Source organism: Paenibacillus sp. LHD-38, assembly GCF_031157315.1.
In the GTDB taxonomy this organism is placed as follows: domain Bacteria; phylum Bacillota; class Bacilli; order Paenibacillales; family Paenibacillaceae; genus Pristimantibacillus.
The window spans coordinates 110,135-135,867 of record NZ_JAVIFU010000004.1; the positions used below are offsets into that span (position 1 = coordinate 110,135).

The 25,733-nt window shown below is 51.8% G+C and carries 24 protein-coding genes and 1 riboswitch; of the genes, 19 read left to right on the plus strand and 5 right to left on the minus strand.

Annotation, left to right across the window (positions count from 1 at the left end; genetic code table 11):
- Nucleotides 1–228: 228 nt before the first annotated feature.
- From RCO25_RS05105 to RCO25_RS05130, 6 genes are all read left to right on the plus strand, one after another.
- Nucleotides 229–996, plus strand: a complete 768-nt coding sequence (locus RCO25_RS05105) for a 5-oxoprolinase subunit PxpA (protein ID WP_308995055.1) — start codon at nt 229–231, stop codon at nt 994–996.
- Nucleotides 993–1,748, plus strand: a complete 756-nt coding sequence (gene pxpB / locus RCO25_RS05110; RefSeq protein ID WP_374992063.1) for a 5-oxoprolinase subunit PxpB — start codon at nt 993–995, stop codon at nt 1,746–1,748. Before RCO25_RS05105 ends, pxpB begins: the two co-directional genes overlap by 4 nt.
- Complete coding sequence (locus RCO25_RS05115; RefSeq protein ID WP_308995056.1) at nt 1,745–2,758, plus strand: 5-oxoprolinase subunit C family protein; 1,014 nt, start codon at nt 1,745–1,747, stop codon at nt 2,756–2,758. Before pxpB ends, RCO25_RS05115 begins: the two co-directional genes overlap by 4 nt.
- A 156-nt stretch (nt 2,759–2,914) precedes the next feature.
- A complete protein-coding gene (locus tag RCO25_RS05120; protein ID WP_308995057.1) occupies nt 2,915–3,682 on the plus strand; it encodes a DeoR/GlpR family DNA-binding transcription regulator in 768 nt (255 codons plus the stop codon).
- 161 nt (nt 3,683–3,843) lie between these two features.
- Complete coding sequence (locus RCO25_RS05125; protein WP_308995058.1) at nt 3,844–4,695, plus strand: EamA family transporter; 852 nt, start codon at nt 3,844–3,846, stop codon at nt 4,693–4,695.
- A gap of 42 nt (nt 4,696–4,737) precedes the next feature.
- On the plus strand, nt 4,738–5,700 hold the full coding sequence (locus tag RCO25_RS05130; protein ID WP_308995059.1) for a metallophosphoesterase family protein: 963 nt from the start codon (nt 4,738–4,740) through the stop codon (nt 5,698–5,700).
- Nucleotides 5,701–5,888: 188 nt separating this feature from the next.
- On the opposite strand, the gene RCO25_RS05135 is transcribed toward RCO25_RS05130, so the two are convergent.
- From RCO25_RS05135 to RCO25_RS05145, 3 genes are all read right to left on the minus strand, one after another.
- A complete protein-coding gene (locus RCO25_RS05135; RefSeq protein ID WP_308995060.1) occupies nt 5,889–6,809 on the minus strand; it encodes a proline dehydrogenase family protein in 921 nt (306 codons plus the stop codon).
- Between the two features lie 99 nt (nt 6,810–6,908).
- Nucleotides 6,909–7,985 carry a phosphodiester glycosidase family protein gene (locus RCO25_RS05140; RefSeq protein ID WP_308995061.1) on the minus strand — a complete coding sequence of 359 codons (1,077 nt, stop codon included), beginning with the start codon at nt 7,983–7,985 and terminating at the stop codon, nt 6,909–6,911.
- A complete protein-coding gene (locus RCO25_RS05145) occupies nt 7,982–8,413 on the minus strand; it encodes a hypothetical protein (RefSeq protein WP_308995062.1) in 432 nt (143 codons plus the stop codon). The genes RCO25_RS05140 and RCO25_RS05145 overlap by 4 nt, the downstream gene beginning before the upstream one ends.
- A gap of 265 nt (nt 8,414–8,678) precedes the next feature.
- Here RCO25_RS05145 and RCO25_RS05150 point away from each other — a divergent pair, with 265 nt between their 5' ends.
- The 3 genes from RCO25_RS05150 to RCO25_RS05160 all read left to right on the plus strand — a co-directional run bounded on the left by RCO25_RS05150 (nt 8,679) and on the right by RCO25_RS05160 (nt 12,162).
- On the plus strand, nt 8,679–10,436 hold the full coding sequence (locus RCO25_RS05150) for a stalk domain-containing protein (protein WP_308995063.1): 1,758 nt from the start codon (nt 8,679–8,681) through the stop codon (nt 10,434–10,436).
- 117 nt (nt 10,437–10,553) lie between these two features.
- On the plus strand, nt 10,554–11,537 hold the full coding sequence (msrB, locus tag RCO25_RS05155; protein ID WP_308995064.1) for a peptide-methionine (R)-S-oxide reductase MsrB: 984 nt from the start codon (nt 10,554–10,556) through the stop codon (nt 11,535–11,537).
- Nucleotides 11,538–11,592: 55 nt separating this feature from the next.
- A complete protein-coding gene (locus RCO25_RS05160; protein WP_308995065.1) occupies nt 11,593–12,162 on the plus strand; it encodes a nitroreductase family protein in 570 nt (189 codons plus the stop codon).
- Nucleotides 12,163–12,266: 104 nt separating this feature from the next.
- Here RCO25_RS05160 and RCO25_RS05165 read toward each other — a convergent pair whose 3' ends face one another.
- Nucleotides 12,267–13,544, minus strand: coding sequence for a glycoside hydrolase family 18 protein (locus RCO25_RS05165; protein ID WP_308995066.1), 1,278 nt, complete (start codon nt 13,542–13,544; stop codon nt 12,267–12,269).
- Nucleotides 13,545–14,101: 557 nt separating this feature from the next.
- A riboswitch (purine riboswitch) is annotated at nt 14,102–14,201 on the plus strand.
- A gap of 318 nt (nt 14,202–14,519) precedes the next feature.
- Between RCO25_RS05165 and purE the strand changes: the two genes are divergently transcribed.
- Genes purE through RCO25_RS05185 form a run of 4 tightly spaced genes read left to right on the plus strand, consistent with a single transcriptional unit; the run spans nt 14,520 to nt 18,392 of the window.
- Nucleotides 14,520–15,005 (plus strand): 5-(carboxyamino)imidazole ribonucleotide mutase, encoded by a 486-nt coding sequence (gene purE / locus RCO25_RS05170; RefSeq protein ID WP_114378329.1) that lies wholly within the window; start codon nt 14,520–14,522, stop codon nt 15,003–15,005.
- Nucleotides 15,002–16,177, plus strand: coding sequence for a 5-(carboxyamino)imidazole ribonucleotide synthase (gene purK, locus RCO25_RS05175; protein ID WP_308995067.1), 1,176 nt, complete (start codon nt 15,002–15,004; stop codon nt 16,175–16,177). Before purE ends, purK begins: the two co-directional genes overlap by 4 nt.
- Before the next feature lie 7 nt (nt 16,178–16,184).
- Nucleotides 16,185–17,480 carry an adenylosuccinate lyase gene (gene purB, locus RCO25_RS05180; protein WP_308995068.1) on the plus strand — a complete coding sequence of 432 codons (1,296 nt, stop codon included), beginning with the start codon at nt 16,185–16,187 and terminating at the stop codon, nt 17,478–17,480.
- Nucleotides 17,481–17,495: 15 nt separating this feature from the next.
- Nucleotides 17,496–18,392: a phosphoribosylaminoimidazolesuccinocarboxamide synthase gene (locus tag RCO25_RS05185; RefSeq protein ID WP_308995069.1), complete on the plus strand. Its 897-nt coding sequence runs from the start codon at nt 17,496–17,498 to the stop codon at nt 18,390–18,392.
- 281 nt (nt 18,393–18,673) lie between these two features.
- Here the strand turns inward: RCO25_RS05185 and RCO25_RS05190 are convergent, their stop codons facing one another.
- A complete protein-coding gene (locus RCO25_RS05190; protein ID WP_308995070.1) occupies nt 18,674–18,931 on the minus strand; it encodes a hypothetical protein in 258 nt (85 codons plus the stop codon).
- Nucleotides 18,932–19,370: 439 nt separating this feature from the next.
- Between RCO25_RS05190 and purS the strand changes: the two genes are divergently transcribed.
- The 6 genes from purS to purN all read left to right on the plus strand — a co-directional run bounded on the left by purS (nt 19,371) and on the right by purN (nt 25,726).
- Entirely contained in the window at nt 19,371–19,616 is a 246-nt protein-coding gene (gene purS, locus RCO25_RS05195; RefSeq protein ID WP_171056467.1) for a phosphoribosylformylglycinamidine synthase subunit PurS, read from the plus strand.
- A 4-nt stretch (nt 19,617–19,620) separates the two neighbouring features.
- Nucleotides 19,621–20,316 (plus strand): phosphoribosylformylglycinamidine synthase subunit PurQ, encoded by a 696-nt coding sequence (gene purQ, locus RCO25_RS05200; protein ID WP_308995071.1) that lies wholly within the window; start codon nt 19,621–19,623, stop codon nt 20,314–20,316.
- Nucleotides 20,294–22,540 carry a phosphoribosylformylglycinamidine synthase subunit PurL gene (gene purL / locus RCO25_RS05205; protein WP_308995072.1) on the plus strand — a complete coding sequence of 749 codons (2,247 nt, stop codon included), beginning with the start codon at nt 20,294–20,296 and terminating at the stop codon, nt 22,538–22,540. The genes purQ and purL overlap by 23 nt, the downstream gene beginning before the upstream one ends.
- A complete protein-coding gene (purF, locus tag RCO25_RS05210; RefSeq protein ID WP_308995073.1) occupies nt 22,522–24,006 on the plus strand; it encodes an amidophosphoribosyltransferase in 1,485 nt (494 codons plus the stop codon). Before purL ends, purF begins: the two co-directional genes overlap by 19 nt.
- A 65-nt stretch (nt 24,007–24,071) precedes the next feature.
- Nucleotides 24,072–25,115: a phosphoribosylformylglycinamidine cyclo-ligase gene (gene purM, locus RCO25_RS05215; protein WP_308995074.1), complete on the plus strand. Its 1,044-nt coding sequence runs from the start codon at nt 24,072–24,074 to the stop codon at nt 25,113–25,115.
- Nucleotides 25,115–25,726 carry a phosphoribosylglycinamide formyltransferase gene (gene purN / locus RCO25_RS05220; protein ID WP_308995075.1) on the plus strand — a complete coding sequence of 204 codons (612 nt, stop codon included), beginning with the start codon at nt 25,115–25,117 and terminating at the stop codon, nt 25,724–25,726. The genes purM and purN overlap by 1 nt, the downstream gene beginning before the upstream one ends.
- The last annotated feature ends 7 nt before the right edge of the window (nt 25,727–25,733 follow it).

A 25,733-nucleotide genomic window follows, 5' to 3' on the forward strand; every position in this document is an offset into this window, starting at 1 on the left:
CAGCGCTGGACCGGCGCTGCTTCTTTTTTTGCGTACAAAGGTTTATGGAAGGCTGCAGCCATTTACGCTCGATCTATAAGAATTTATAGGTTTTCACATTATAAATATGCTTATAGATCTACGCGAAACGAGCTTTGCCGCCATAGGAAAGCGACAGCCGTTTACGCTCGGTGGTAATTTGATATAATTTTGAAATAGCATATTTGAGTACGCGAAAGGAGGAGCCTTGTGAAGCAGGTCGATTTGAATTGCGATATGGGTGAAGGTTTTGGCGTGTACCACACCGGCTCGGACAGCGAGCTGATGAAATATATTACTTCAGCAAATATTGCCTGCGGCTTTCACGCTGGTGATGCCGCGACGATACGCCGTACGGTGAAGCTGGCGCTGGAGCACGGCGTAGCCATCGGCGCGCATCCCGGACTGCCTGATTTGGCCGGATTCGGGAGACGTGTGATCGACATCACGCCGGAGGAAGCTTACGATATGACGGTGTATCAGCTGGGGGCCGTTCAAGCTTTTACCAAGTCGGAAGGGGGCACTGTTCGGCATGTGAAGCCGCATGGCGCTCTCTATAATATGGCAGCGAGGAGCAGGCAGCTGGCGGATGCAATTGCCGAGGCAGTCTATAGGGTTGACCCTAGCCTCCTGCTGTTCGGTTTGGCGGGCAGCGAGCTTATTCTCGCAGGAAAAGCTATCGGCTTGCATACGATAAATGAAGTGTTCGCGGATCGAACCTATGAGTCGGACGGATCGCTTACGCCGCGAGAGATAGCGGGCGCAGTGATTGTGGATGCGGGCCGTGCGGCTGCACAAGCGGTCAAAATGATTAAAGAGGGAGAGGTCCAAACCCGTCAGCAGAGCGGATTTATTTTGAAAGCAGATACAGTATGCGTGCATGGCGATACGCCAGGTGCACTGGAGCATGTGCAGCGACTTCGGGAAGCCTTGGAAGCAGAGGGGATTGCCGTAAAAAAAGCGGGAAATGGGGCATGAAGATGATGATAAAGGATAGTCCGTTCCCCTATGAGCTGCTGCCGCTTGGGGATTCAGCGATCATTTTTCGTTTGGCCAGCTGCATCAGCACCGAGCTTAATCGTTTCGTGAGGAGCCTTACTGATGTTATAGAGGCGCAGCCGTTTGCCGGCTTTATAGAGTGTGTGCCTTCTTTTGCCGCGGTAGCCATCCATTATGATCCGCTGCTCGTGAGCAGAAGCCGTGCTGGGGAAGAGCTTAAGCATGATACTATTTTTGAAACGGTTCGCGCAAGGCTGGAGACATACCTTAGCAAAGAGCTGCTAAGCGCAGCGGATCAGTTGACCAGGACCGTGGAGATCCCTGTCTGCTACGGCGGCGAATACGGACCCGATCTTTCGCTTGTAGCGAAGCTTAATAGGCTCTCGGAGGAAGAGGTTATTGCGATTCATGCAGCCGGATCTTATTTGGTGTATATGCTGGGCTTCGCGCCCGGCTTTCCCTATTTGGGCGGGATGTCGGAGCGAATAGCGGCACCAAGACATCAGACGCCGAGAACGAGCATCCCGCGGGGCAGCGTCGGTATCGCGGGCAAACAGACGGGGGTTTATTCCGTATCGACTCCGGGCGGTTGGCAGCTTATAGGCAGGACGCCGCTTGCGCTGTTTCGCCCGCAGGAAGAGATTCCAAGCCTGCTTAGGCCCGGAGATTCCGTGCAGTTCAAGCCGATAACGAGCGAAGAATATAAGCTGTACATTGAAGGTGAATTATGAGTATAACCGTCGTTCGTCCCGGCCTGCTATCTACCGTTCAAGATCTCGGCAGGTATCGCTTTCAGAAATACGGCGTCGTACCGGGAGGAGCCATGGATACGGGAGCAGCGCGGGCAGCTAATGTGTTGGTCGGCAATGAAGGCCATGAAGCCGTGCTGGAGATAACGCTGGCCGGAGCGGAGCTGCTTATCGACAAAGATATTATTCTCGCGATCTGCGGTGCAGATCTTTCCGTGAAAGCGGCAGGTGAGCGGCTGCCGCTTTGGCGGCCTGCACTCATTCGCGCCGGATCCATCATTAAATTCGGAGCCTGCCAATCGGGCTGCCGTTCTTACTTAGCGATCGCTGGAGGATTTGATGTGCCTGTCGTGATGGGCAGCAGGAGCACTTATTTGCGCGGCGCCATCGGAGGTTATCAGGGTCGAGCGCTTAAGTCGGGAGATGTGCTTTCTGCCCAGGCTCCAGGCTTGCTGTCCGAGCGAATCAAATCGTTGCTGAGCGGCGGCCTGAATGGAGGCTTCGCCGTGCCGCATTGGCATGCGAGTCATTTTGCGATAGCGGATAGTCTGGCAGACCCCATCATTCGCGCAATGCCTGGCTCCCATTTCGAGCTGTTTACGGAGGACAGCCAGCAGGCGCTGTTTCGTCAAACGTATCAAATCGCCGTGCAGTCCGACCGTATGGGCTACCGGCTTGAAGGCGCGCAGAAGCTTGCGCTCGCTTCGCCTCAGGAGCTGCTTTCGGAGGCAGTCGCAAACGGCACCGTCCAGCTCCCTTCTGACGGCAATCCCATCGTGTTATTGTCCGATAGACAGACAACCGGCGGTTATCCGCGTATCGCGCAGGTCGCCACGGTTGATATTCCGGTATTCGCGCAGCTAAAGCCAGGCGATCGCTTCCGTTTCGAAGCCATTACCCAGCAGGAAGCGGAGCGGCTTTATTTGAACAGCGAGCGCGACATGCAAATGCTGAAGGCAGCTATAGCGTTAAAAATTAACGGAGCTAACTAAACAGGCCATAAACGTCCTGCTGCATCAGTCTTCTGCATGCAAAGCTTTCGGTGGACGATGGTATCTATCGGTTAAGCTCTCCCGGCCAATTTATGGTAGACTACTAATCAGAAGCAATGAAGTCCGGAAGTTTTGGCAATAAAGGAGTGAAAGCAATTGTTTGTACAGCAGCGGCATCAATTAATTATCCAGAAAATAAATTCGGATAAATCCATTCGTGCATCGGAGCTTATGGAAGCGTTCGGCGTTTCATTCGAAACGATACGGCGGGATCTGGAGCATTTAGAGAATGCCGGATATTTGCAGAGGGTCCATGGCGGCGCGATTCTGAAAGAGTTGGACTATAGCACCGAAATCCCATTGCCGATTCGTGAATCGATCTATTTGACGGAGAAGACGGAATTATCGCAGCTGGCCGTTCGATATGTAACGGAAGGGATGTCCATCGCACTCGATGTTAGCACAACCAACACGCAGATCGCGAAGGCGCTCAAGGCAAAGTTCGATAAACTAACGATCATTACGAATTCGCTTCCGATCATAAATGAATTAATGGATATGCCCGGTTATACGCTGGTTATGATCGGCGGCGTTATCCGGCAAGAGGAACAGAGTATTATCGGTGATTTGGCAGAAGAATTCGCGTCCCGCTTCCACGCAGACCTTTTCTTTATGAGCATGAGCGGGGTTACATTGGAAGACGGCATTACCGACAACGCGATTGGCGAGGTGCAGGTGAAGAAAATCATGCAAGCGAAAGCGAAACGCACAATCGCTCTTGCCGACAGCAGCAAATTTGATCAGGTCTCCCTGCTCAAGGTATGCGGCTGTGGGGAGGTTGAACGGTTCGTTACGGATTCGAAGATCGACCTGGATTTAGTCGCGAAATACAAACGGAGCGGTATTGAGATCGTTTACGAGTAGAATGGAATAAGGAAAAGGGGCTTCGATGTCCTAACGATTCTTGGCAAATGGCCAAGGATCTTTTTTTTTGACTGTTGTGTATTTTATATTAAGTTATTGTAAATGTGTGTGTTTGTGTGTTATTATGTTGGAAAAGAAGGATTAGAGGAGTTGTTGCCTCATTGCTTGTTATCTCTATTATTCTTGTATTGTGTTCCGGCTTGGCACATGCCGTATGGAATATGCTGGCGAAGCAAAGCACGGATAAAGCAGTTTTCTTATGGGTGATCTATATGCCAGCGACCATTCTCTTGCTGCCGACGCTCGTCAATGAGTTAGCTGGCGCATCATTATCGCTGGCTATGTGGCTGTTAATCGGGGCGTCGCTTATCATGCAAAGCATCTACTCGCTGCTGCTTGCCTACACCTATAACGCCGGTGATTTATCGCAAGTGTACCCCGTCATGCGGGGCACGCCAACCTTGCTTATTCCAGCGTTTGGGGTAATTTTGTTTGACGAGGTTTTGGCTTTATGGGGCTGGATCGGACTCTGCTTTATGCTGACCGGGTTCGTCGTCATGCTTGGAAGATCCTCGGGCAAGGGGCAGCAAGCTTCGCTTAAGCCGATGCTGCTGGCCATGAGCGTCGGCCTATGCATTACCATTTATACGCTTATCGATAAGGCGAATTTGCAGCATCTTTCACCGCTCGCGCTGCTTGAAGTGACGAACATCGGATTTGTGCTTGGATTGACGCCTGCGGTTGTTCATTCTAATCGTTTAAGGCATGTTATCCGCACACATTCGAATCGGATATGGATTGGCGCTATTTTGTCGCCTGGTTCGTATTTGCTGTTTTTGTTTGCAGCTAGAAATGCCAATGTTTCAACGGTCGCGCCTATGAGGGAGGTAGGCATCGTATTCGGCACGCTGCTCGGCCTTTTCGTGTTGAAGGAGTCGCAGGGGATCCGAAGAATTACGGCTTCGGTCGCTGTTGTCATGGGCATCATCATGATTGCGTCATCCGGGCATTAAATCATTGTTTTATCTACTTATTGGAGAGGGAGTAGGATGAAGATGGGAAACGCTAAAGAGCTTCGTTTTCGCAAAGACGGCACTTTTACCATTGTCCAATTTACCGATATTCATTGGCAGGACGGGGGCGAGCTGGATTTGCAGTCGAAAGCAGCGATGGAGCTTGTGCTTGATGCTGAACAACCGGATTTTGTTATGTTTACGGGGGATGTCATTTATACGGGCAAGGATTCGGATGGGTCATGCTTATGCGACGATCCGAAACAAGCGTTTCGGGAGGCGGTTGCCGCTGCGGAGCAGCGCGGCATTCCATGGGGGATCGTATTCGGTAATCATGATACGGAGAACGACATTACCCGCGACGAGCTGATGGGCGAGGTGCTGAAGCACACGTATACTTTAGCTGAACCTGGACCGCGGGAAATCCACGGCACAGGCAACTATGTGCTTCCTGTCTTCGGGGCTGACAACGATCAAGCGGCCGCCTTGCTCTATTGCCTTGACTCCGGCGATTACTCCAGGCTGCCCAGCGTTCCCGGCTACGATTGGATTCAGCATGATCAAGTGCAGTGGTACTTGGAACAGTCACGGGGATGGAGAGCTCGGATGCAGGATGAAGTATTGCCGGCCATCGCATTCTTTCACATCCCGCTCCCGGAATATCAAGAAGTATGGGACAGGGAAATATGTTATGGGGATAAAAACGAAGAAGTTTGCGCCGCACGGACGCAAGCAGGTTTCTTTTCGGCAATGCTGGCACAGGGTGACGTAACAGCAACCTTCTGCGGACATGACCATACGAACGATTTTTGGGGAGAGCTTTACGGGATCCGCCTTTATTACGGACGGGCGACCGGGTACAATACCTATGGCAAGGAAGGCTTCCCGCGAGGCGCCCGCGTGATCCGTTTGACCGAGAACGAGAGGAACGTGGAATCGTGGCTGCGCTTAGCAGACGGCTCTGTCGTCCGCCATCAGCCCGAGCATCGTCCGGTAATCGGATGATTGACGAGCCCATCCCTTCCAGCTCCTCGGCAAACGCATTGGAATGACAAGCGTAAACAGCTGTCGCCATCCTTTGGAGGCAAAAGCTCGTTTCGCGGTGAAATATAAGAATCCCGATAAGCTTCGAAAACTTATAAATTCTTATATTTTAAAAAAAGCTGAAGCCCGCACAGGCTTCAGCTTTTCTTTTAGAACATATTCTTGAGCACCAGCATAAGGTTAGCGGGCTTTTCGGCCAAACGGCGGGTGAAGTAGGGATACCACATGCTTCCATAGGGGACGTAGCAGCGGATGCGGTAGCCTTCCTTTGCCAGACGGGCCTGCTCACTCATTCGGAGACCGTACAGCATTTGGAACTCAAAGGCGTTTTTTGGAATGCGATGCGCGCGCGCGTAGGTTTTCACCCAGCTGATAATCGCATCGTCATGCGAAGCGATCGCGGTATAAATGCCTTTATCCAAATGAAGCTTAATCATGTTTTTGAAGCTATCGACGACTTTGCCCTTGTCTTGATAGGCAACCTCGATTGATTCCTTATAGGCGCCTTTGACGAGGCGAAGGCTTATCCGTGCTTGCAGCAAATCCCTGACATCCTGCTCCGTTCGGAATAAGTAAGCCTGCAGCACGGTACCCACATTGGTCAACCCCTCGGCATGAAGCCGTTTGACGATATCGATTGTCGCTTGGGTGAAAGGGGTATTCTCCATGTCGATTCGAACGAAGTTTCGGTGGCGCCGCGCATGCTTCACAACATCTCGAATATTTGCAAAGCAGGCTGCATGGTCTAGCGCGAGTCCCATTTGGGTCGGCTTTAACGAGACGTTGGAGTTTACTTTACGCTTGGCAATGCCCTCGATTAGCTTCAGGTATTGTTCCTTGTATGCCGCTGCCTCGCTTAAATCCCGAATGCCTTCCCCAAGATGATCAAGGGTCGCCATAATGCCGAGCTCACCCAGCTTCTCGATTTCATCCAAAGCTTCATCAAGCGTTTCTCCCGCAATAAACCGGCTGGCGAGCCTTTTGCCATAGTTCGTTGAAAGCTTTTCTACAAGCGGCATGCCCGTAATCGTCAACAATGATTTGCGATACCATTTCGATCCGATGCCCATCCGTGCTGCTCCTTTCCGAAAAACGATAGTAGGAGTCTGAATTGGGAAGCTCGATAGTAGTATATTCAGAAATCATCGTCACGCGCTATGCGAGCCTAATTATTTGAAAAACAGAAAGTGAGTCGGCAGCTTCCGAAGCTGTCCATCCGAAGGCTTATTAATGACTCGTCCATTAAAAATAAGTGATGAGGAGCCGCCGCCATCGAGATTATAGCCGTCCACGGCGCCATAACGCTGAAGGAGAAGCTGCATCTCGCCAAGCGTGGCGCCGGAGCTCCCGGATTCGTTATAGCCGTCGGCTACGATAAACAGCAGTTGATCGTCTTTATAGTTGGCTACAATGGTTCGCGGCGCCCGCTTCGGGCTTGTCTGCCACTTGATCGGGATCGGCTGCGGAGCCCCGCCTCTCATCAGCACGGGCACAAAGGAAGCGCCGAATCTTGGTTTCTGGGCATCCAGCTGCGCCTTGCTTACGAATTTCCCGCCGATCAGCTCATTCTGTTCATTTAAACCGACAAAAAACAAATCCGCGTGAGGCGGTTCAAAGCCTGTTGCGTAGCTACCGTCCACGATGGTCGTGCTGAGCGGATAACGCTTGCCGCGTCCATCCGCAAAGCCGCCCGCATTGACGCCCGCAATGGCTCCGTGACGGTTGACCGCAGCAAGCGTAGACTCTGCTTTGCCGAGCTCGTCGCCACCGAGAGACATCGTCATGGCATCTTTGCTCTTCAGCTTTACTTTTAGCGCGTAGGCCGTAAAGTTTTCTGCTTTTATGTAGAAGAGCTGGGCTCTAAGCTTGTCGGATTCAACGGTTGCAGACGCATTGCCAAGCTTTCGCGTAATATTGCGATCGTAAATTTGCAGAGGCTTCATCGCTTGGGAGGCTGCAATCGACGAAATTTTCGCCATATCCGCATTCGTCTGCTGGTACAGTTTTATTTGCCTTTGAATCGATTCCCGCGTTTGCGACGCAATTTCCTGGGCGAGATCAAGGCCTGCCGCGGCATGCGTAATATCGGCTTCGGGCAGCCTTGCTTGTTCGGTGACAGGTTTCGGGAATGCTTCGGTAGATAATTGAATGACCATATCGGATAATAGCAGCCAGATCATTACGCCTAGAAAAGGGGCACATGCGAGTAAGGCGGTACGGTTTAATGCTCTTACGGTGATATTCATTTGAGCACATCCAAGTTCTTCTGCAGCTCATTCAGCTGCTTCTTCACCTCGTTCAGCTGCGTGTACAGCTTGTTGCTGTTATCGGTCTTGGAGGCCGCATTATCCTTCGTGAACGTAAGCAGCTCGTTTAGCGCATCCACCTTTGCCTTAAGCTCAGTAAGATCTGCCGTATAATCCGTTTCAAGCTGAAGCATGCGAGCCTCGTAGGTTTGCTGCATGGCTGTAATTTGGCTTGCGGTTTGCCGTTCCAGATCCGCGGATAAGGTTTGCTGAATCCGTTCGGTATACCATTTCGCGCCAAGTATGCCGGAGCATATAATAATGACCCATACGCAGACGAAGAGGAGAAAGGTACGGTTTCCTCTCTTTTTGCGTGTCTTCTTGTCGTATTGGCTGGCAGTACGTTGTTCCAAAATCAAATCACTCATTCTATTCATTCACCTCTCTTGTTAGTCACTTGCACGAAAGATCGGATGAACGAACTGCAAGCATGGGGTTCAGTATTCTAGACATCAAATCATGCCAAATAGTTGCGCATGTCATCTTATTGTAACAAAGAGAGAAGTAGATGTCCCCTATGTGAGGTGGAAATAAATTGTAAATTTTAAAAATCAGCGGAACATTCTTACCCACTTGTGCGTCTAACCATATGGGATGCAGCAGTCGATGCTGTAAATTTGGAAGGAGAACAGGATGAGTAAAGTGAATTGGATCAGTCGAATGGCCAAGCGAATTGTTGTTGCTAGCTTGCTAGTTTCGCTTGTGGGAGCAGGGTTTGGAGCGAAGGAAGAGGCGCATGCGGCAGAGCGTCAGCCGATAAAATTGGTATTTGTCCACGGTTCGAAACAAATGTCGTTGAACGGGAAAACGCAGCAAATGACAACGCCGCTTCCGGTGGTAAAAGGAGTCACGATGATTCCTGTCCGTACGATTGCGACTTCTGTAGGCGCAAGCGTATATAACGATAGCAAGGGTACTCATATCGATACTTATTTCAACAAAGTAACACTGAACGTTAACATGCGCGGTGCGAACCGCAACGGCAGCTATTTGCTTTTGCCAAATGCGGCTATGCGGATCAATGGCACGATGCATGTCCCTTTATCCGCGGTAAAGTTCCTATGGAATGCGGGTTACGTCTATAACGCGCAGCTGAAGCAAATCACTATTACGATTCAGCCGGAGCCGAATGTCGCGCCCGTAGCCAAATTCAATGCACCGCTCGAAGTGAAGCAGGGCGAGAATATCGAATACGAGGATCTCAGCTATGATCCGGACGGCAAGACCGTTAAACCGATCTGGACAGGACGCAAAAGCACCTATTTCGAGCCGGGCGTCTACACGGTAACGCTGAGCGTTTACGACAGCGAAGGACTTAGCAGCGGAGTCGTGTCACAAGATATCACCGTTACGGATGAAGTGATGTACTCGCCTTACGAATATTACATGCGTTATGGTAATCCGGGCGATAAATTCGTACTCGACGGAAAGCTGATGAACACCTTTAAAGAGGTTTCGACCATTGAATCCAAGAGCGGACGCACGTTGTACATGTCGAATGCGCCGGAGCGTTTCTTCGGTGAGGGTCTCCTCTATGAGGATACGTTGAATGATCCAAGCCGGTTGTTCCTCCATCACCGCAACGGCTCCCAAGAACGGCTAAAGCTAGCGGTAGTCGCAACGAACAAGGGTGAGGAGAGCATTAAGCTGACGATAGGCAACCGGGGATTGGCTGGACCAAGCGTAAGCGCGCTTCAGTTCGGATCCGCTGCGGTAAGCAGATATTTTGTGCCGTCTCAGCCGCGCGAAATGATCATTGAGCCGGGCGCATCCATCAACCTCATGCCGGAGATGGAGAAAATCATCATGAATCCGGATGAAGGCTTTTCCGGCCTGCTTGATGTGGACATGGATGGCGAATTGACCTTCTCGACGATGGCGCTAAAAGAATTCACGGATCCGGTAAGCGTGGTATTTAAGCTGCCGGAGCTGGAGAAAGTCGGCAACCGCGGCAAGTTTTTTGATACCGATCAATATATCGAAGTAACTGAAAAGGTTGGCGTGACCGAAAGCAAGCTTCGCCTTGGCCAGCGCGGTCCAGCTATGGCGGGCGTGGATGCGCTGACGGGCGGAATGACGATTAACGGCGGGGAGTATGGCGCCGTGACGACGATCAAGCTCAAAAGCGTCGCTTACGGAACGCGTATTATTTTGAATCCGCGCGCGGGTATTTTCCAAGGAGCGGTCACGGTGAACGGGAAAGTCGTTTCGGTGCCGTCCGGCGGACATGTGAAAGTAGGCGAGGGTGCGCTGCTTTACACGCAGCTAAGACCTGAGGGAGCGGCAGGCCTGCAGGCAGCGCCTGAGGTGACCATTCAATATACGTCGCCTGGAGCAAGCTCATTGCCGATCTTATTCGTATTTCTTCCAGCATCGGATTTTAAATCATAATGATTTGGAGGAAGCGCCTTATGGACTCGGCGCTTCCTCCTTTTTTGTTGTTGACCCACCTCGTCATGTATACTAGAGATAGTCATTATCATTAGACCATTGAGGAGGATGATCAGTATGGATCAACCAATTACAAATAACGGCGCAAGCCAAACCAAAGCCAAAGCCATGTTCGCAGGCGGCTGCTTCTGGTGCATGGTCTCACCTTTCGAAGAAATGCCCGGCATTATCTCGGTCGTTTCCGGCTATACGGGGGGCCATACCGTCAACCCGACTTATGAGGAGGTTTGCTCGGAGACGACCGGCCATGCGGAGGCGGTGCAAATTACGTACAATCCGCAAATTTTTCCCTACGAGAAGCTGCTCAACATATTCTGGATGCAAATTGATCCGACGGATGCGGGCGGCCAGTTCCATGACCGCGGCGAGTCTTACCGGACGGGCATTTATTATTATGATGAGAAGCAGCGCGAGCTGGCTGAGGCTTCCAAGCAGGAGCTCGAGGTTAGCGGCCGCTTCGATCGTCCGATCGTAACGGAAATCGAGCCGGCGCAGGCATTTTACCCGGCAGAGGATTATCACCAGGGCTATCATAAAACGAACCCTTACCGTTATAAAATGTACCGTAAAGGTTCCGGCCGCGACGCGTTTATCTCGCAGAACTGGACGGTTAAGAAGGACAAAGACGAGCTTAAGCAGCGTCTGACCCCAATTCAATACGAAGTAACGCAAAACAGCGGAACGGAGCGTCCGTTCACAGGCGAGTACTGGGATCACACCGAGGATGGCATCTATGTGGACATTGTGTCAGGAGAGCCGCTGTTCAGCTCCCGCGATAAATACGATGCAGGCTGCGGATGGCCGAGCTTTACGAAGCCGCTGCAGGCTTCAGCAATAGCAGAACATACTGACACCTCGCATTATATGGTAAGGGTTGAGGTTCGCAGCAAGGAAGGCGATTCCCATCTCGGCCATGTGTTCGATGACGGACCGCAGCCAACCGGGCTTCGGTACTGCATTAACTCCGCATCTCTGCGGTTCATTGGCAAAAATGAGCTGGAGCAAGAAGGGTACGGCGAGTATTTGAATCTTTTCGAGTAATAGGTTTGTCAAACGGCAGAAGGAACAACTCAAATGAATGGAGGAGATACGGAAGATGAACGTTGAAGAAGCGATTCGCACGCGCAGAACGATTGGGAGAGTCAAGAAGGACCCTGTAGACCGCGCGCTTATTGAACGACTGCTCGATGCGGCTGTTTGGGCGCCCAGCCATCATAATACGCAGCCATGGTCATTTATTGTCATGACCGGTGAAGGCCGAGGCCGGCTTGCCGAGGGATATGCGCGCGTATCCGCAGCAGCGGTACCGGAGATGACCGGACAGGCGCTTGAGGATCGACTAGCGAAGGAACGGACAAAAGCATACCGCGCACCTGTTGTGATAGCGGCAGTATGCTCGCCTTCTAATGATCCGCGGGCGGTTCTGGAAGAAGAGCTGGCTGCTGCGCAAGCAGCCGTGCAAAATTTGCTGCTCGCCGCGCACGCAAGCGGACTGGGTGCGATCTGGCGATCCGGCGATCCGATGTATCATCCCCTTATGAGAGAGACATTCGGGCTTGCGGAGAAAGAGCGGATAGTTGGCTTCATTTACTTGGGTTATCCCGAGATGACGCCGCCGGAGCCGCAGCGCGTACCTGCTACCGCGAAGACGGTATGGCTGGTGTAGATTACGGTAATAAGCTTATGAAACAGGCCGTGCCATTCGGATAAGCGAATGGTACGGCCTGTTTTTGGTCTGCAATAATCCGTCAAACAATGAAAGAAAACGCCTCATACAAGCTTCTTGATCGTAAAGTTCGCCTGCAGCACATACCAATTCTGTGGAAAAGGAACGCCAAGGACCCAGTAGCTGACGCCGCGCAGGTTATAGGTTTTTACGAGGTTGAACTTCGCCTGTACGCTGCGTGCGTCCTCAAACCAGACGGTATGCTCGCGGCCTTCCTTATCATAATAGTTGTAGTGGGGGGATTGCGCTTCCACGTCGTATTCAATGGTTGCGCCGTATTGATTAGCCCGGTTTACTGCTGCCTGCGGACTGACAGTGGGTGCCCATTTCCCCCCTTGCACGTAAGGCAGTGTCCAGTCATAGCCGTATAACGGCATGCCCATGACGATCTTCTGTGCTGGAATTACGCTTAACGCGTAAGTCAACACTTTATTAACCTCGTTCAGCGGCGCAACGGCACGGGGAGCACCGCCAGACCAGCCCCATTCGTAGGTCATCAGCACAACGAAATCGACGATGCGTCCATGAGCAGCATAATCATGCGCCTCGTACAGCGTACCCGTTTGGGTGGCGCTGAGCTTAGGAGCGAGACAGGTGGATACGAGATAGTTTTGCGGATGCAGGCTGTCTACGAGTCTCTGCAGAAAGGCGTTGTACAGCTCACGGTCGGCGGGCGGCACATACTCGAAATCGACATTAAGCGCTAGGTACCCCTTTTGCTTCATCGTGGCGAGTATGTTTCCGATAAGCCTTTGCTGAAGCGCAGGATCGCTTAACACCGCATGGGCAATTTCCGAGCTGAAGGTTCCGTTTTCAAAATTGGTGATGACCATCATCGGCGCGGCTCTCGATTGGTAGGCGGCATTAATGATCGCGGAGTCGTCAAGGGTTGTAAAGGACCCGTCAGTCTGTACGCGGTAGCTGAACGGGCTTAAATACGTTAAGTATTGGCCGATTTCCTGCACAAGCTCAACGCCGGCAGGCCCGAACTTTTCGGTGTAAGCATTAACTTCAATGATGGGTCGTGCCGGTTGCGGAATCACAATCGTTTGACCTGGATAAATGAGCGCAGGATTATTAATTTGATTAACCTCCGCCAGCTCTTGTAGCGTAACGCCGTATCGCTGAGCGATCAGCCAAAGCGTCTCTCCGACAAGCACCCTGTGAGTGGCTGCTTCAGTGGGAATGATTATGGATTGACCGACAACAAGTATATTCGGGTCGCTTAACCCGTTGGCATCCGTAATATCGCTAACGGATACGTCGAATTTTTGAGCCAGCTTATATAACGAATCGCCTTTCTGCACTACATGAATTTGCATCTTCGCCGAACCTCCTTTTCAAATTCATTGTTCATGCGTTTACGACTGCGGTCTCTATGTGCGCGCATACCAAAAAAGTCTCCATTACAACTGTATTCGTCGGAGGTTGTTCCTAGTCTGAAAAAGAAGCGGGTGGGAATTCCGAGCATTGGGAATAATACGAAAATAAGATCAGACAGCCGACGCTACATCCAATATTTTTTCGCAGACGGATCTTCTCGTGTTTTGCGTTTGTGCGTCTTTTCTTTGAGAAAATGGAACGAAATGGGGCTTCAGCGGAGCATGAAAGGTAAACGGTGTGGGTTAAGCCCCTAAATATGGGTATTTCACTCGGAATTCGGCTTTGTTTTATTCAAAAAAACGAACCTTTATAAAACATTGTCTTTTAATGTTCGTATTTCATTGACAGTGGTTTGGGGATTAGATAAACTAGAATAGGTTTGAGGCGGAGCGCTCTGACAGTGCGAAACATGTTGTAGTTTGTCGAAGCCGAAGACTCAGAAGTATGACTTTAAAGTTAAAACTGGAATACAAGGATGAATCATCATAACTTCTTCCTATTTCATTTACATTCATCTCGTATATATTTGGGATAAGGCCTGAATGTTTCTACCCGGAAACCTTAATTTTCGGACTACGAGCAAGATGAGACGACATGCGATACCGAGCGATCGCCATAAAGCAAGTTCGCAGCATACAGATGCCCTTTTGATTAGATAGAGGTTGCCTCTCTCACGAGGCAGCCTACTCTTGTCTTTAAGGCCATGCGGCGCAGCTTGATTCGTCATCATTAAAGTGAAGCATGATCTATCGATAGCGGGTTCGCATGAATACCGGTCGTATCGTCTGCTTCCGCTCCGGTCCTGCGGCATTCCCATTCCTATGGTTGCTGACGGGCTTTTTCTGGTTTTTACCGCTTCGAGTTCATGAAGCTTTATGATTTATAAACTTATAAATGAAAGTGGGTTTGATCGCATGTCTGCGAAGGTGGGCGTCATCATGGGCAGCAAATCGGATTGGGACACAATGAAATTAGCCTGCGATGTTCTGGAGGAATTGCAAATTCCTTATGAGAAAAAGGTCGTTTCGGCGCATCGGACACCGGATTTGATGTTTGAATACGCGGAAACTGCGGTAGAGCGCGGGCTTAAGGTAATTATCGCCGGAGCCGGCGGAGCCGCACATTTGCCCGGCATGGTCGCTGCAAAGACGATTTTGCCGGTTATTGGCGTTCCCGTTAAATCATCAAATCTGAGTGGATTGGATTCTTTACTTTCCATCGTTCAAATGCCGGGCGGTATTCCCGTGGCTACGGTTGCGATCGGCAACGCGGGCGGCACGAATGCGGGATTGCTGGCGGCACAAATGCTGGGAGCATTCGACCCTGAGGTGCAAGCGCGCGTGGAAGCGCGCCGCGAGCGCGTGAAGCAGGAAGTGCTGGAAAGCAGTGAAACGCTATGAGTCATGAAACGGACAAGCAGCCTCTAAAGACGCTGCTGCCCGGCAGCACGATCGGAATCTTAGGTGGAGGCCAGCTTGGACGAATGCTGGCCAATACGGGCAGCGCGATGGGCTATCGGTTCATTGCGCTTGATCCGATCCTAGACTGTCCAACCGGACAGGTCGCCGAGCAAATCGTGGCCGCTTATGATGACCGCGAGGCGGCAAGGGAGCTTGCGAAGCGTTCGGATGTCATTACTTATGAATTCGAGAACGTTGACGCAGACGTCGCGGCGATGCTCATGGAAGAGTCGTACGTGCCGCAAGGCAGCGAGCTGCTCTACACGACGCAGCATCGGCTTCGCGAGAAGCGTGCAATAGAAGCGGCCGGCGTACGCGTCGCGCCCTACCGCGAGATTCGCAGCGTGGACGAGCTTCGCGAGGCGGTAGCTGCCTTCGGCATGCCGTGCGTGCTGAAGACGGCGATGGGCGGCTATGACGGCAAAGGGCAGTGGGTCATTCGCAGCGCAGATGAGATCGAAGAAGCATATGAGACACTCGCGCGCGCGAAGGTCCAGCTGGTGCTGGAGCAGTTCATTCGTTTTGATAAGGAAATTTCGGTTATAGCGGCGAGAAGTCCGCAGGGTGAAATTAAAACGTTCCCTGCAGCGGAGAATATACACGTCGATAATATATTGCATTTGTCCATTGTTCCCGCAAGAATCAGCGAGGAGCTGCAGCGCGAGGCTGAGCGCCTTGCAACGCGGATTGCCGAAGGACTTGGCGCAGTCGGGCTTATCGCAGTAGAGCTGTTTGTCACGGCGGACGGCGAGCTGTTCGTAAACGAGCTTGCGCCTCGCCCGCATAACAGCGGCCATTACACGATGGAGGCTTGCCGAACGTCGCAGTTCGAGCAGCATGTGCGGGCGGTATGCAATTTGCCGCTTGGCGACACGACGCTTATGAGTCCAGTCGTGATGGTCAACGTGCTCGGTGAGCATGTCGAGCCGCTGCTTGCGCTGACGGCACACCGGGATGAGTCGGCTGAACGGTTGAAGGTAGCGCCGAAGGTGCATTTGTACGGGAAAAAGGACGCTGTTGCCAAGCGGAAGATGGGTCATGTCAACGTGCTGGCTGAGAACACGGAAGCCGCACTGAGCTGGATTGAAGAAACAACAATTTGGAAGGTGTGAAGGATTAATGTTAGAGCGTTACAGCAGACCGGAAATGAGAGCAATTTGGACAGAGGAAAATAAATTCAGAGCATGGCTGGAGGTTGAGCTTTGCGCATGCGAGGCTTGGTCCGAGCTGGGCGTTATTCCTAAGGAAGATGTAGTCGCGCTTCGCGCTTCCGCTGATTTCGACATTGACCGCATTTATGAGATCGAGCTGGACACTCGCCATGACGTTATCGCGTTTACGCGTGCGGTATCTGAGAAAGCGGGTCCTGAAGGCAAATGGGTGCATTACGGTCTGACTTCCACAGATGTCGTTGATACAGCGATCGGCTACCTGCTTCTTCAAGCGAATGAAATTCTCGTCAAAGACATCGAGCGCTTCATTGAGATCCTAAAGGATAAAGCACTTCAATATAAAGATACGCCGATGATGGGACGTACTCACGGGGTTCACGCACAGCCAACGACATTCGGTCTGAAAATGGCGCTTTGGTACGAGGAAATGAAGCGTAACCTGGAGCGTTTCCACCATGCGGCAAACAACGTGCAATTCGGAAAAATGTCCGGCGCTGTAGGCACATTCGCAGACATCGATCCTTTCGTTGAAGAATTCGTGTGCAAGAAGCTCGGCATTACGGCAGCTCCAATCTCGACGCAAACATTGCAGCGTGACCGCCACGCTGAATATATGGCGACACTTGCTCTCGTCGCTTCGTCGCTCGATAAATTTGCAACCGAAATCCGCGCTTTGCAGAAGAGCGAATTCCGTGAAGTCGAAGAGCCGTTCGCAAAAGGTCAAAAAGGTTCCTCTGCAATGCCGCATAAGCGCAACCCGATCGGCTGCGAGAACATTTCCGGCTTGTCCCGCGTCATTCGCGGACATATGGTTACCGCTTATGAGAACATCGCGCTTTGGCATGAACGCGATATCAGCCACTCTTCGGTTGAACGGATTATTTTGCCGGATGCAACGATGCTGCTTAACTACATGTTGAACCGTTTGGGCAATATCATCAACAATCTGACCGTGTTCCCGGAAAACATGAAACGCAACATGCAAGCGACATACGGCGTGCCGTTCTCGGGCCGCGTATTGACGAAGCTGATCGACAAAGGCTTCAGCCGCGAGAAAGCGTACGATACCGTTCAACCGCGCGCGATGCAAGCGTGGGAGACACAGCGTCAATTCCGCGACATCATCGGCGATACGGAAGAAATTACAAGCGTGCTTTCCACGGAAGAAATTGACGATTGCTTCAACCCGGCTTGGCATTTGAAGCATGTGGATACGATTTTCACTCGTTTGGGATTGATTTAAGGGGAGGCTGGCCTGATGACTGCAACATCGCAAGCTTTATCGACGGCTGTCGATTATATAAAAGCTCCGCTCATTTACAAAGGTAAGGTACGCGAGCTTTACGATCTGGGCGAGCATTTCCTGATCGTCGTAACGGATCGGATCTCGGCATTCGACTATGTGCTTGACCCTGCTGTTCCGGACAAAGGCAATGTGCTGAACCGCCTATCGGCTTACTGGTTCGAGCAAACGGCCGATATTCAAGTGAATCATGTCGTCCACACCGATGTGGAGAAGCTTGGCGCTCTCGTAACGGAGCCCGAGCTGCTGAAAAACCGCATCATGGTAACCCGTAAAGCGGAGCGCATCGATATCGAGTGCGTGGTTCGAGGCTATATTACGGGCGGCGGCTGGAGACAATACCAGCAAACATCAGCAATTAACGGGATTGAGCTTCCGGCTGGCCTTCGCAAAAACGAACGTTTTCCAGCGCCGATCTTCACGCCGGCAGCGAAAAACGACGTTGGTCACGACGAGGACATCCCATTTGAGAAAATGGCAGAAATGGTCGGCGCCGAGCTTGCCGAAGAGCTGCGCGACCGCAGCATCAAGCTTTATGAGTTCGCTCACGGCTATTGCGCCGAGCATGGCATTATTCTTGCCGACTGCAAATTCGAGTTCGGACTTATCGACGGCAAAGTCGTTTTGATCGATGAAATCTTCACGCCGGATTCCTCGCGTTTCTGGGCTGAAGGCAACTATGCGCTGGATATCGAAATCGATAGCATGGACAAAGAACCGGTGCGCACGTATCTGCTTGGTTCCGATTGGGACCGCGACAGCAAGCCAGCACCATTGCCTGAATCCGTAGTAGCTGAAACAACGGCTCGCTACCGCGATATTTACCGCCGTCTGACTGGCGTCGAACTTTAGAAAACGTAACTGTCCGCAAATTTCTGCTTCATATGCATCGGGAATAGCGGTAAAATTAGACGATATTTCGATTCAGGGCAGGGATGCTGAGCGAAATAAAGGTATTTGCGGGCGTTAATCGGCACCAAATCGAACTAGGACATCGAAATGAAGCCATTATCGCCCATAAGTACTGCTATTCGCAGCTAACTGGCTTTTATAGTTGGTTAAATTAGCAGGAAAAACTCCCGTTAATTCAATCGCAGCTTGTAAGTTGAGCGAATTAACGGTAAAAACTGGCGTTAAATGTAACCTAATCGAGCTAGGACGCCGAAACTGTTGCTATTAACGCCTAAAATTCCCGCTAATCGCAACAAACTGGCAATTGTATTTGAATTAACGGGAGTAAATCCCGTTATATTAAAAAATCCGCCAAAGCAGGCGGGAGAAATGACAAAAACAACGCCGAGCGCAAGCATTGACGCTGACATAGGGACGCCAAAGCGTATGCCGTCAAGGCAGGCAGTCAGCGAGAGCGCTGCTGCACCCCATTGCTTCACCGACCATCCTCTCAGGGTTTGATGGTAATGAGCTCACGCGAAGCGTGGGGAGTTGTTGTCGTATAGCGACAGCGATCGCTTCTTGAAGACCGGGAAATTACCGCTTAGCGGTGTAATCAGATTTCCCGGCTTCGAAAGCGACGTAGACAATAACCCCCCACGCCCGCGCCGAGCATCGTCCATCAACTCTGCAAGAAACCCATTGCTTCACCGACTCACTCGAAACGGTATTATCTCAAAGTGTGAGAGCTCGGAGAGCGGGAAGTTGTTGCTGGAGAGTGACAGCGATCGCTTCTTGAAGCCGGGATGTTACCGCATAGCGTGTAATCAAAGTTTCCTGGCTTCGAAAGCGGCGTAAGCAATAACTCCCGCGCCCGAGCGGCAATCACATTTTGAATAATAAAGCTGTTGCGAGAAAAACCCACATTTTCAGGAGGCTATTATGAAGGCAACCGTCTACGTCACCATCAAGCAAAACGTTTTGGATCCACAAGGAACCGCTGTACAAGGCGCGCTTCACACTCTGGGCTTCGCCGAAGTCGAAAAAGTACGCATCGGCAAATATTTGGAGCTTGAACTCGATACGACTGACCGCGCCGAAGCGGAAGTACGCATCAAAGCAATGTGCGAAAAACTGTTCGCGAACACGGTTGTAGAAGATTTCCGTTTTGAACTGGAGGGTTAAGACGATGAAGTTTGCGGTACTCGTATTTCCTGGCTCCAACTGTGATATCGACTGCTTCAAAGCCGTCGAAGACACCATCGGCCAGTCGGTTGACTACGTATGGCATACAGCTACGGACTTGTCCGCTTATGACGCAATTCTAGTGCCGGGCGGTTTCTCTTACGGCGACTACCTGCGCTGCGGCGCCATCGCACAATTCGCGGCTGTTATGGGCGAAGTGCAAAAAGCGGCTGAAGCCGGCAAGTTTATCCTGGGCATTTGCAACGGGTTCCAGATTTTGACGGAAGCCGGCCTTCTGCCAGGCGCATTGATCCGCAACAACGGACTGAAGTTCGTGTGCCAGCAAGAGCAGCTTGAAGTTGTGAACAGCGGCACAGCATTTACTAACCAATACTCGCAAGGTGAAATTATAACGATTCCAATCGCCCACGGTGAAGGCAACTACTATTGCGACGACGCAACGCTTGCCGAGCTCAAAGCAAACAATCAAATCGTATTCCGCTATGCAGGCGATACAAACCCGAACGGTTCGGTCGAGAACATTGCGGGTATCAGCAACAAAGCAGGAAACGTAGTAGGAATGATGCCTCATCCAGAGCGCGCGATTGATCAATTGCTTGGCTCGGAAGACGGCAAACGGATGTTTACATCGATTTTGAATGCATGGAGGGAACAACATGGCGCAGCAGTTAACAGCTAAGGAACCGACAGCGGAGCAAATTGCCGAGCAAAAGATTTACAGCCAGTTTGGCGTATCCGATTATGAGTTTGAGCTGATTTGCGGTTTTCTTGGCCGTCAGCCTAACTATACGGAAATCGGCGTTTTCAGCGTCATGTGGTCAGAGCACTGCTCTTACAAAAACTCCAAGCCGATCCTGAAAAAATTCCCGATTACCGGACCTCGCGTTCTAATGGGACCAGGCGAAGGCGCGGGTATCGTCGATATCGGCGACAACCAAGCGGTAGTATTCAAAATCGAATCGCATAACCATCCATCGGCGGTTGAGCCTTTCCAAGGCGCTGCAACTGGCGTTGGCGGCATTATCCGCGACATTTTCTCCATGGGAGCTCGTCCGATTGCCTTGCTGAACAGCCTGCGCTTCGGTCGCCTTGAGAATGAGCGCGTTAAATATTTGTTTGAGCATGTGGTTAGCGGTATTGCCGGCTACGGTAACTGTATCGGTATTCCGACAGTTGCTGGCGAGGTTATGTTCGATGAGAGCTACGAGGGCAATCCGCTCGTTAACGCGATGTGCGTGGGTCTAATCGATCATGATAAAATTCAGCGCGGTGTCGCTAAAGGGGTAGGCAACCCGGTATTCTACGTGGGTCCTGCTACAGGCCGCGACGGTATTCACGGCGCAACTTTTGCTTCCGTAGAACTTTCCGAGGAATCCGAAGAAAAACGTACAGCGGTACAAGTCGGCGATCCGTTTATGGAGAAGCTGGTTATGGAAGCGACGCTTGAGCTGATCGATTCCGGTATCGTGCTTGGTATTCAAGATATGGGAGCAGCGGGCCTTACATGCTCCAGCGCGGAGATGGCTTCCAAAGCGGGTAACGGCCTTGAGCTTTACCTTGATGAGGTGCCGCAGCGCGAAACAGGCATGACGCCTTATGAGATGATGCTTTCCGAGTCGCAAGAGCGTATGCTCTTCGTCGTAGAGCCGCAGCATGAAGCGCAGGCGAAAGAAATTTTTGACCGTTGGGGCATTATTTGCGCCAAAGTAGGTAAAGTAACAGATGACGGACGTCTTCGTTTGTTCCACCAAGGCCAAGAGGTTGCCGATATGCCGGTTAAAGCGCTCGTTGACGAGTGCCCTGTATACGACAAACCATCGAAAGAGCCTGCTTACTACAGCGAAAATGCTGCAATAGACACAGCAGCTTACGAAGAAGTAACCGATTTGACCGGCGCGCTGGAGAAGGTTCTTGCTTCCCCTACCGTAGCGAGCAAAGAGTGGGTTTATAATCAATATGACTACATGGTTCGTACATCGACAGCTGTTCAACCGGGCTCCGATGCGGCAGTCGTAACGATTCGCGGCACGCGCAAGGCGCTTGCGATGACAACGGACTGTAACGGACGTTACGTATATCTAGATCCGGAAGTGGGCGGACGCATTGCCGTTGCGGAAGCAGCGCGTAACATCGTTTGCTCGGGCGCAGAGCCGCTTGCCGTTACGGATAACCTTAACTTCGGTAACCCGGAGAAGCCAGAGGTGTTCTGGCAGCTTGAGAAATCCGCAGACGGTATGTCTGAGGCTTGCGTCGTGCTTAATACGCCGGTAATCGGCGGTAATGTAAGCTTGTACAACGAGAACGCGAAGGGCGCTATTTACCCGACGCCGGTAATCGGCATGGTTGGTCTCGTACATGACATCGACCACATCACGACACAAGGCTTCAAAGCAGAAGGCGACGTAATCATTCTTGTCGGCGAAACGAAAGCGGAACTGGGCGGAAGCGAGCTGCAGTACGTAATGCAAGGCGCTGCTGCCGGCCGTCCTCCTGAAATTGACCTTGCAACGGAGAAGAAGGTTCTTGATGCCGTGCTTGGCGCTATTCAAAAAGGTCTTGTAGCCTCGGCGCATGACTTGTCCGAAGGCGGTATTGCGGTTGCTGTTGCGGAATCCTGCATAAGCGGTCGCCTTGGCGCTGAAGTTGCCTTGACATCGGAGCTGCGCGCTGACCATCTCTTGTTCAGCGAATCGCAATCCCGTATCCTGCTTTCGGCTAAACCGGAGCAAGCTGCGGCATTGCAAGCATTGCTTTCCGAACAAGGCGTTGTACATGCACAAATCGGTACTGTTAAAGGCAGCGGCCTGACCATAAGCGTAAACGGAAAAGCCGGCATTCAGGCGCCGGTAAAACAACTGGAGAAGGTCTGGAAGGATGCGATTCCATGTCTGATGAAAAAATAAGACAGGAGCCCTTGTTATGGACGGGAGACCACTATAACGAAGGCATTGGCCGTGACGATATTTTTGACAAATTGCGTGAGGAATGCGGCGTTTTCGGGGTATTTAATCTCCCCGAAGCGTCCAACCTATCCTATTATGGACTTCATGCGCTTCAGCATCGCGGCGAGGAAAGCGCGGGAATTTGTACGGTAGATACGAATAACGGCAACAAATTCGCTTACCACCGCGGCATGGGTCTAGTAAAAGAAGTATTCGATAAAGAAAAGCTCGATATACTGGCCGGCGACCGTTCGATAGGCCATGTTCGTTATTCGACAGCGGGAGAGAGCAAGCTTGCCAATGCGCAGCCGCTTATTTTCCGTTATCGGGACGGCGACCTTGCGGTTGCTACGAACGGCAATATCGTGAACGCGCCTGAGATCCGCCATGAGCTGGAGATGTCAGGCTCGATCTTCCAAACGTCCAGCGATACGGAAGTTATCGCCCATCTGATCGCTCGCTCGTCGAAGGATTTTGAAACGGCAGCGAAAGAGGCTTTGCAGCGCATTGTCGGCGGCTTTGCATTCTTGATCATGACCAATGACAAGCTGCTGGTTGCTTCTGATCCGCATGGCCTGCGTCCGCTCGTTATGGGCCGCATCGGCGATGGATACGTATTCTCTTCGGAGTCATGCGCATTCGAGACGATCGGTGCGGTTTATGAGCGCGATGTTCAGCCAGGTGAGCTGCTTATTTTGGATGCTAACGGCATGCGCGAGGATCGTTACGCCAAAGTTGACCGCCGTGCAACCTGTGCGATGGAATACATTTATTTTGCCCGCCCTGACAGTGATATTAACGGGATTAACATTCACTCGGCGCGCAAACGGATGGGCCGCCAGCTTGCAACGGAATCGTTCGTGGACGCAGATATCGTAACGGGTGTTCCCGATTCGAGTATCTCGGCTGCGATCGGTTATGCAGAGCAAACGGGCATCCCTTACGAGCTTGGACTTATTAAAAACAAATATACCGGCCGGACGTTCATCCAGCCTTCCCAAGAGCTTCGCGAGAAGGGTGTCAAAATGAAACTGTCCGCTGTCCGTAAAGTGGTTGAAGGCAAACGCGTCGTCATGATTGACGATTCCATCGTGCGCGGCACAACGTCACTTCGGATCGTTAACCTGCTTCGCGAAGCAGGAGCGACGGAGGTGCATGTGCGGATTACATCGCCGCCTTTCAAAAACCCTTGCTATTACGGCATCGACACGCCGGACCGCAAGGAGCTTATCGCTTCTTACCGTACGGTAGAAGAAATACGGAAACAGATCAATGCGGATTCTTTATCCTTTTTAAGCGACGAGGGCTTTGTAGAATCGGTTGGCGGCAATGACGGAGCGTATAATCGCGGCATGTGTCTCGCTTGCTTCGATAACGATTACCCAACGCCGGTTAACGAAGAATCGGACAAAAGCTGCAGCTGTTAATAGCGTAAATGATTAACCCCATGGAGTGATTGCTGCTCCTAAATTAGTTAAGGAGTTGACCGAGAGTGTCAGAAGCGTACAAAAAAGCCGGCGTCGATATCGCGGCAGGCAACGAAGCGGTTGAACGGATGAAGAAGCACGTAAAGCGGACTTACCGCCCTGAGGTGCTGGCAGAGCTTGGCGGCTTTGGCGGTCTGTTCAGCCTAAACAAGGACAAGTATGATGAGCCTGTGCTCGTGTCTGGAACGGATGGCGTCGGAACGAAGCTGAAGCTTGCTTTTGCCATGGACAAGCATGACACGATCGGCATCGATGCCGTGGCAATGTGCGTGAACGATATCATCGTACAAGGCGCGGAGCCGTTGTTCTTCCTCGATTACTTGGCATGCGACAAAGTCGTGCCGGAGAAAATCGAAGCGATCGTCAAAGGTATCGCTGAAGGCTGCGTGCAAGCGGGCTGTTCTTTGATCGGCGGCGAAACGGCTGAAATGCCGGGTATGTACCAAGGCGGAGAATACGATATTGCAGGCTTTACGGTCGGTATTGTTGACAAGAAGAAAATGATCGACGGATCAACTATCGCTGCGGGCGACGCGGTTATCGGCTTCGCTTCAAGCGGTATTCACAGCAATGGCTTCTCGCTCGTTCGCCGTTTGCTGCTTGAGGATGCTGGATACAAGCTTGATCAAGAGCTTGAAGAGCTTGGGGGCGCGAAGCTTGGCGACGTGCTGATCGAGCCAACCCGCATCTACGTGAAATCGGCGCTTAAGCTGGTTGAGCAAGTAAAAGTAAAGGGCATGGCGCATATTACGGGCGGCGGCTTTATCGAGAATATCCCGCGGGTTCTGCCGGACGGCGTGAACGTTGACGTGGAATTCGGCTCATGGCCGATTTTGCCAATCTTCGATTTGATGCAAAATAAAGGCAGCATTACGAATCGTGATATGTTCACGACTTTCAATATGGGTATCGGCTTAGTGGTTGTTGTACCAGCTGATCAAGCAAATGAAGCACTTCGCATTGCTAACGAGCTTGGAGAGCAGGCTTACCGTATCGGAACGGTTACGGAAGGAAGCCGCATCGTAACGTTTACGGGAGCGGACGTATAATGGGAGCACTTCGCATCGCTGTTTTCGCTTCGGGACAAGGTTCGAATTTCCAAGCGATTGTGGATGCGGTGCAGGAGGGGAAGCTCGATGTAACCATCGAGCTTCTTGTTTGTGACAAGCCTGCCGCTCCCGTAGTGGAGCGAGCGCGGAAGGCTGGCGTGGACACGTTCCTGTTCACGCCGAAGGAGTATCCGTCCCGTGAGGCCTATGAGACGGAGATTATCGCTGAGCTTGCGCGCCGCGGCGTAGAATTGATCGTGCTGGCGGGCTACATGCGCATTATCACATCGGTGCTCGTTGAGCCGTTCTACGGCAGGATGATTAATATTCATCCGGCATTGCTGCCGGCCTTCCCCGGCGTGAACGGCATCGGGCAAGCGCTGGCATACGGCGTGAAGCTGACCGGCGTAACCGTCCATTATGTGGACGGGGGCATGGACAGCGGGCCGATTATCGCGCAGTGCGTGGTTGAAGTGACGGATGTAGATACGGAAGAAACGCTCGCAGAGCGCATCCACGCAGCGGAGCAAGCGCTGCTGCCGGTTGTCATCCAGCAGATCGCGCAGGGGCGCGTTTCGCTCGATGGCCGTCATGTGAGAATAAGCGGCTAGCGAGCTT

Excerpts from the sequence above, each read along its gene's own strand:
- purQ (WP_308995071.1), top strand. The coding sequence starts at position 19,621 with ATGAAGTTTGCGGTACTCGTATTTCCTGGCTCCAACTGTGATATCGAC.
- msrB (WP_308995064.1), top strand. The coding sequence starts at position 10,554 with ATGGATCAACCAATTACAAATAACGGCGCAAGCCAAACCAAAGCCAAA.
- RCO25_RS05115 (WP_308995056.1), top strand. The coding sequence starts at position 1,745 with ATGAGTATAACCGTCGTTCGTCCCGGCCTGCTATCTACCGTTCAAGAT.
- RCO25_RS05140 (WP_308995061.1), bottom strand. The coding sequence starts at position 7,985 with ATGAATATCACCGTAAGAGCATTAAACCGTACCGCCTTACTCGCATGT.
- purE (WP_114378329.1), top strand. The coding sequence starts at position 14,520 with ATGTCTGCGAAGGTGGGCGTCATCATGGGCAGCAAATCGGATTGGGAC.
- RCO25_RS05160 (WP_308995065.1), top strand. The coding sequence starts at position 11,593 with ATGAACGTTGAAGAAGCGATTCGCACGCGCAGAACGATTGGGAGAGTC.
- RCO25_RS05130 (WP_308995059.1), top strand. The coding sequence starts at position 4,738 with ATGGGAAACGCTAAAGAGCTTCGTTTTCGCAAAGACGGCACTTTTACC.
- RCO25_RS05135 (WP_308995060.1), bottom strand. The coding sequence starts at position 6,809 with ATGGGCATCGGATCGAAATGGTATCGCAAATCATTGTTGACGATTACG.
- RCO25_RS05165 (WP_308995066.1), bottom strand. The coding sequence starts at position 13,544 with ATGCAAATTCATGTAGTGCAGAAAGGCGATTCGTTATATAAGCTGGCT.
- purK (WP_308995067.1), top strand. The coding sequence starts at position 15,002 with ATGAGTCATGAAACGGACAAGCAGCCTCTAAAGACGCTGCTGCCCGGC.
- RCO25_RS05145 (WP_308995062.1), bottom strand. The coding sequence starts at position 8,413 with ATGAGTGATTTGATTTTGGAACAACGTACTGCCAGCCAATACGACAAG.
- RCO25_RS05185 (WP_308995069.1), top strand. The coding sequence starts at position 17,496 with ATGACTGCAACATCGCAAGCTTTATCGACGGCTGTCGATTATATAAAA.
- purF (WP_308995073.1), top strand. The coding sequence starts at position 22,522 with ATGTCTGATGAAAAAATAAGACAGGAGCCCTTGTTATGGACGGGAGAC.
- purB (WP_308995068.1), top strand. The coding sequence starts at position 16,185 with ATGTTAGAGCGTTACAGCAGACCGGAAATGAGAGCAATTTGGACAGAG.
- RCO25_RS05150 (WP_308995063.1), top strand. The coding sequence starts at position 8,679 with ATGAGTAAAGTGAATTGGATCAGTCGAATGGCCAAGCGAATTGTTGTT.
- purN (WP_308995075.1), top strand. The coding sequence starts at position 25,115 with ATGGGAGCACTTCGCATCGCTGTTTTCGCTTCGGGACAAGGTTCGAAT.
- purL (WP_308995072.1), top strand. The coding sequence starts at position 20,294 with ATGGCGCAGCAGTTAACAGCTAAGGAACCGACAGCGGAGCAAATTGCC.
- pxpB (WP_374992063.1), top strand. The coding sequence starts at position 993 with ATGAAGATGATGATAAAGGATAGTCCGTTCCCCTATGAGCTGCTGCCG.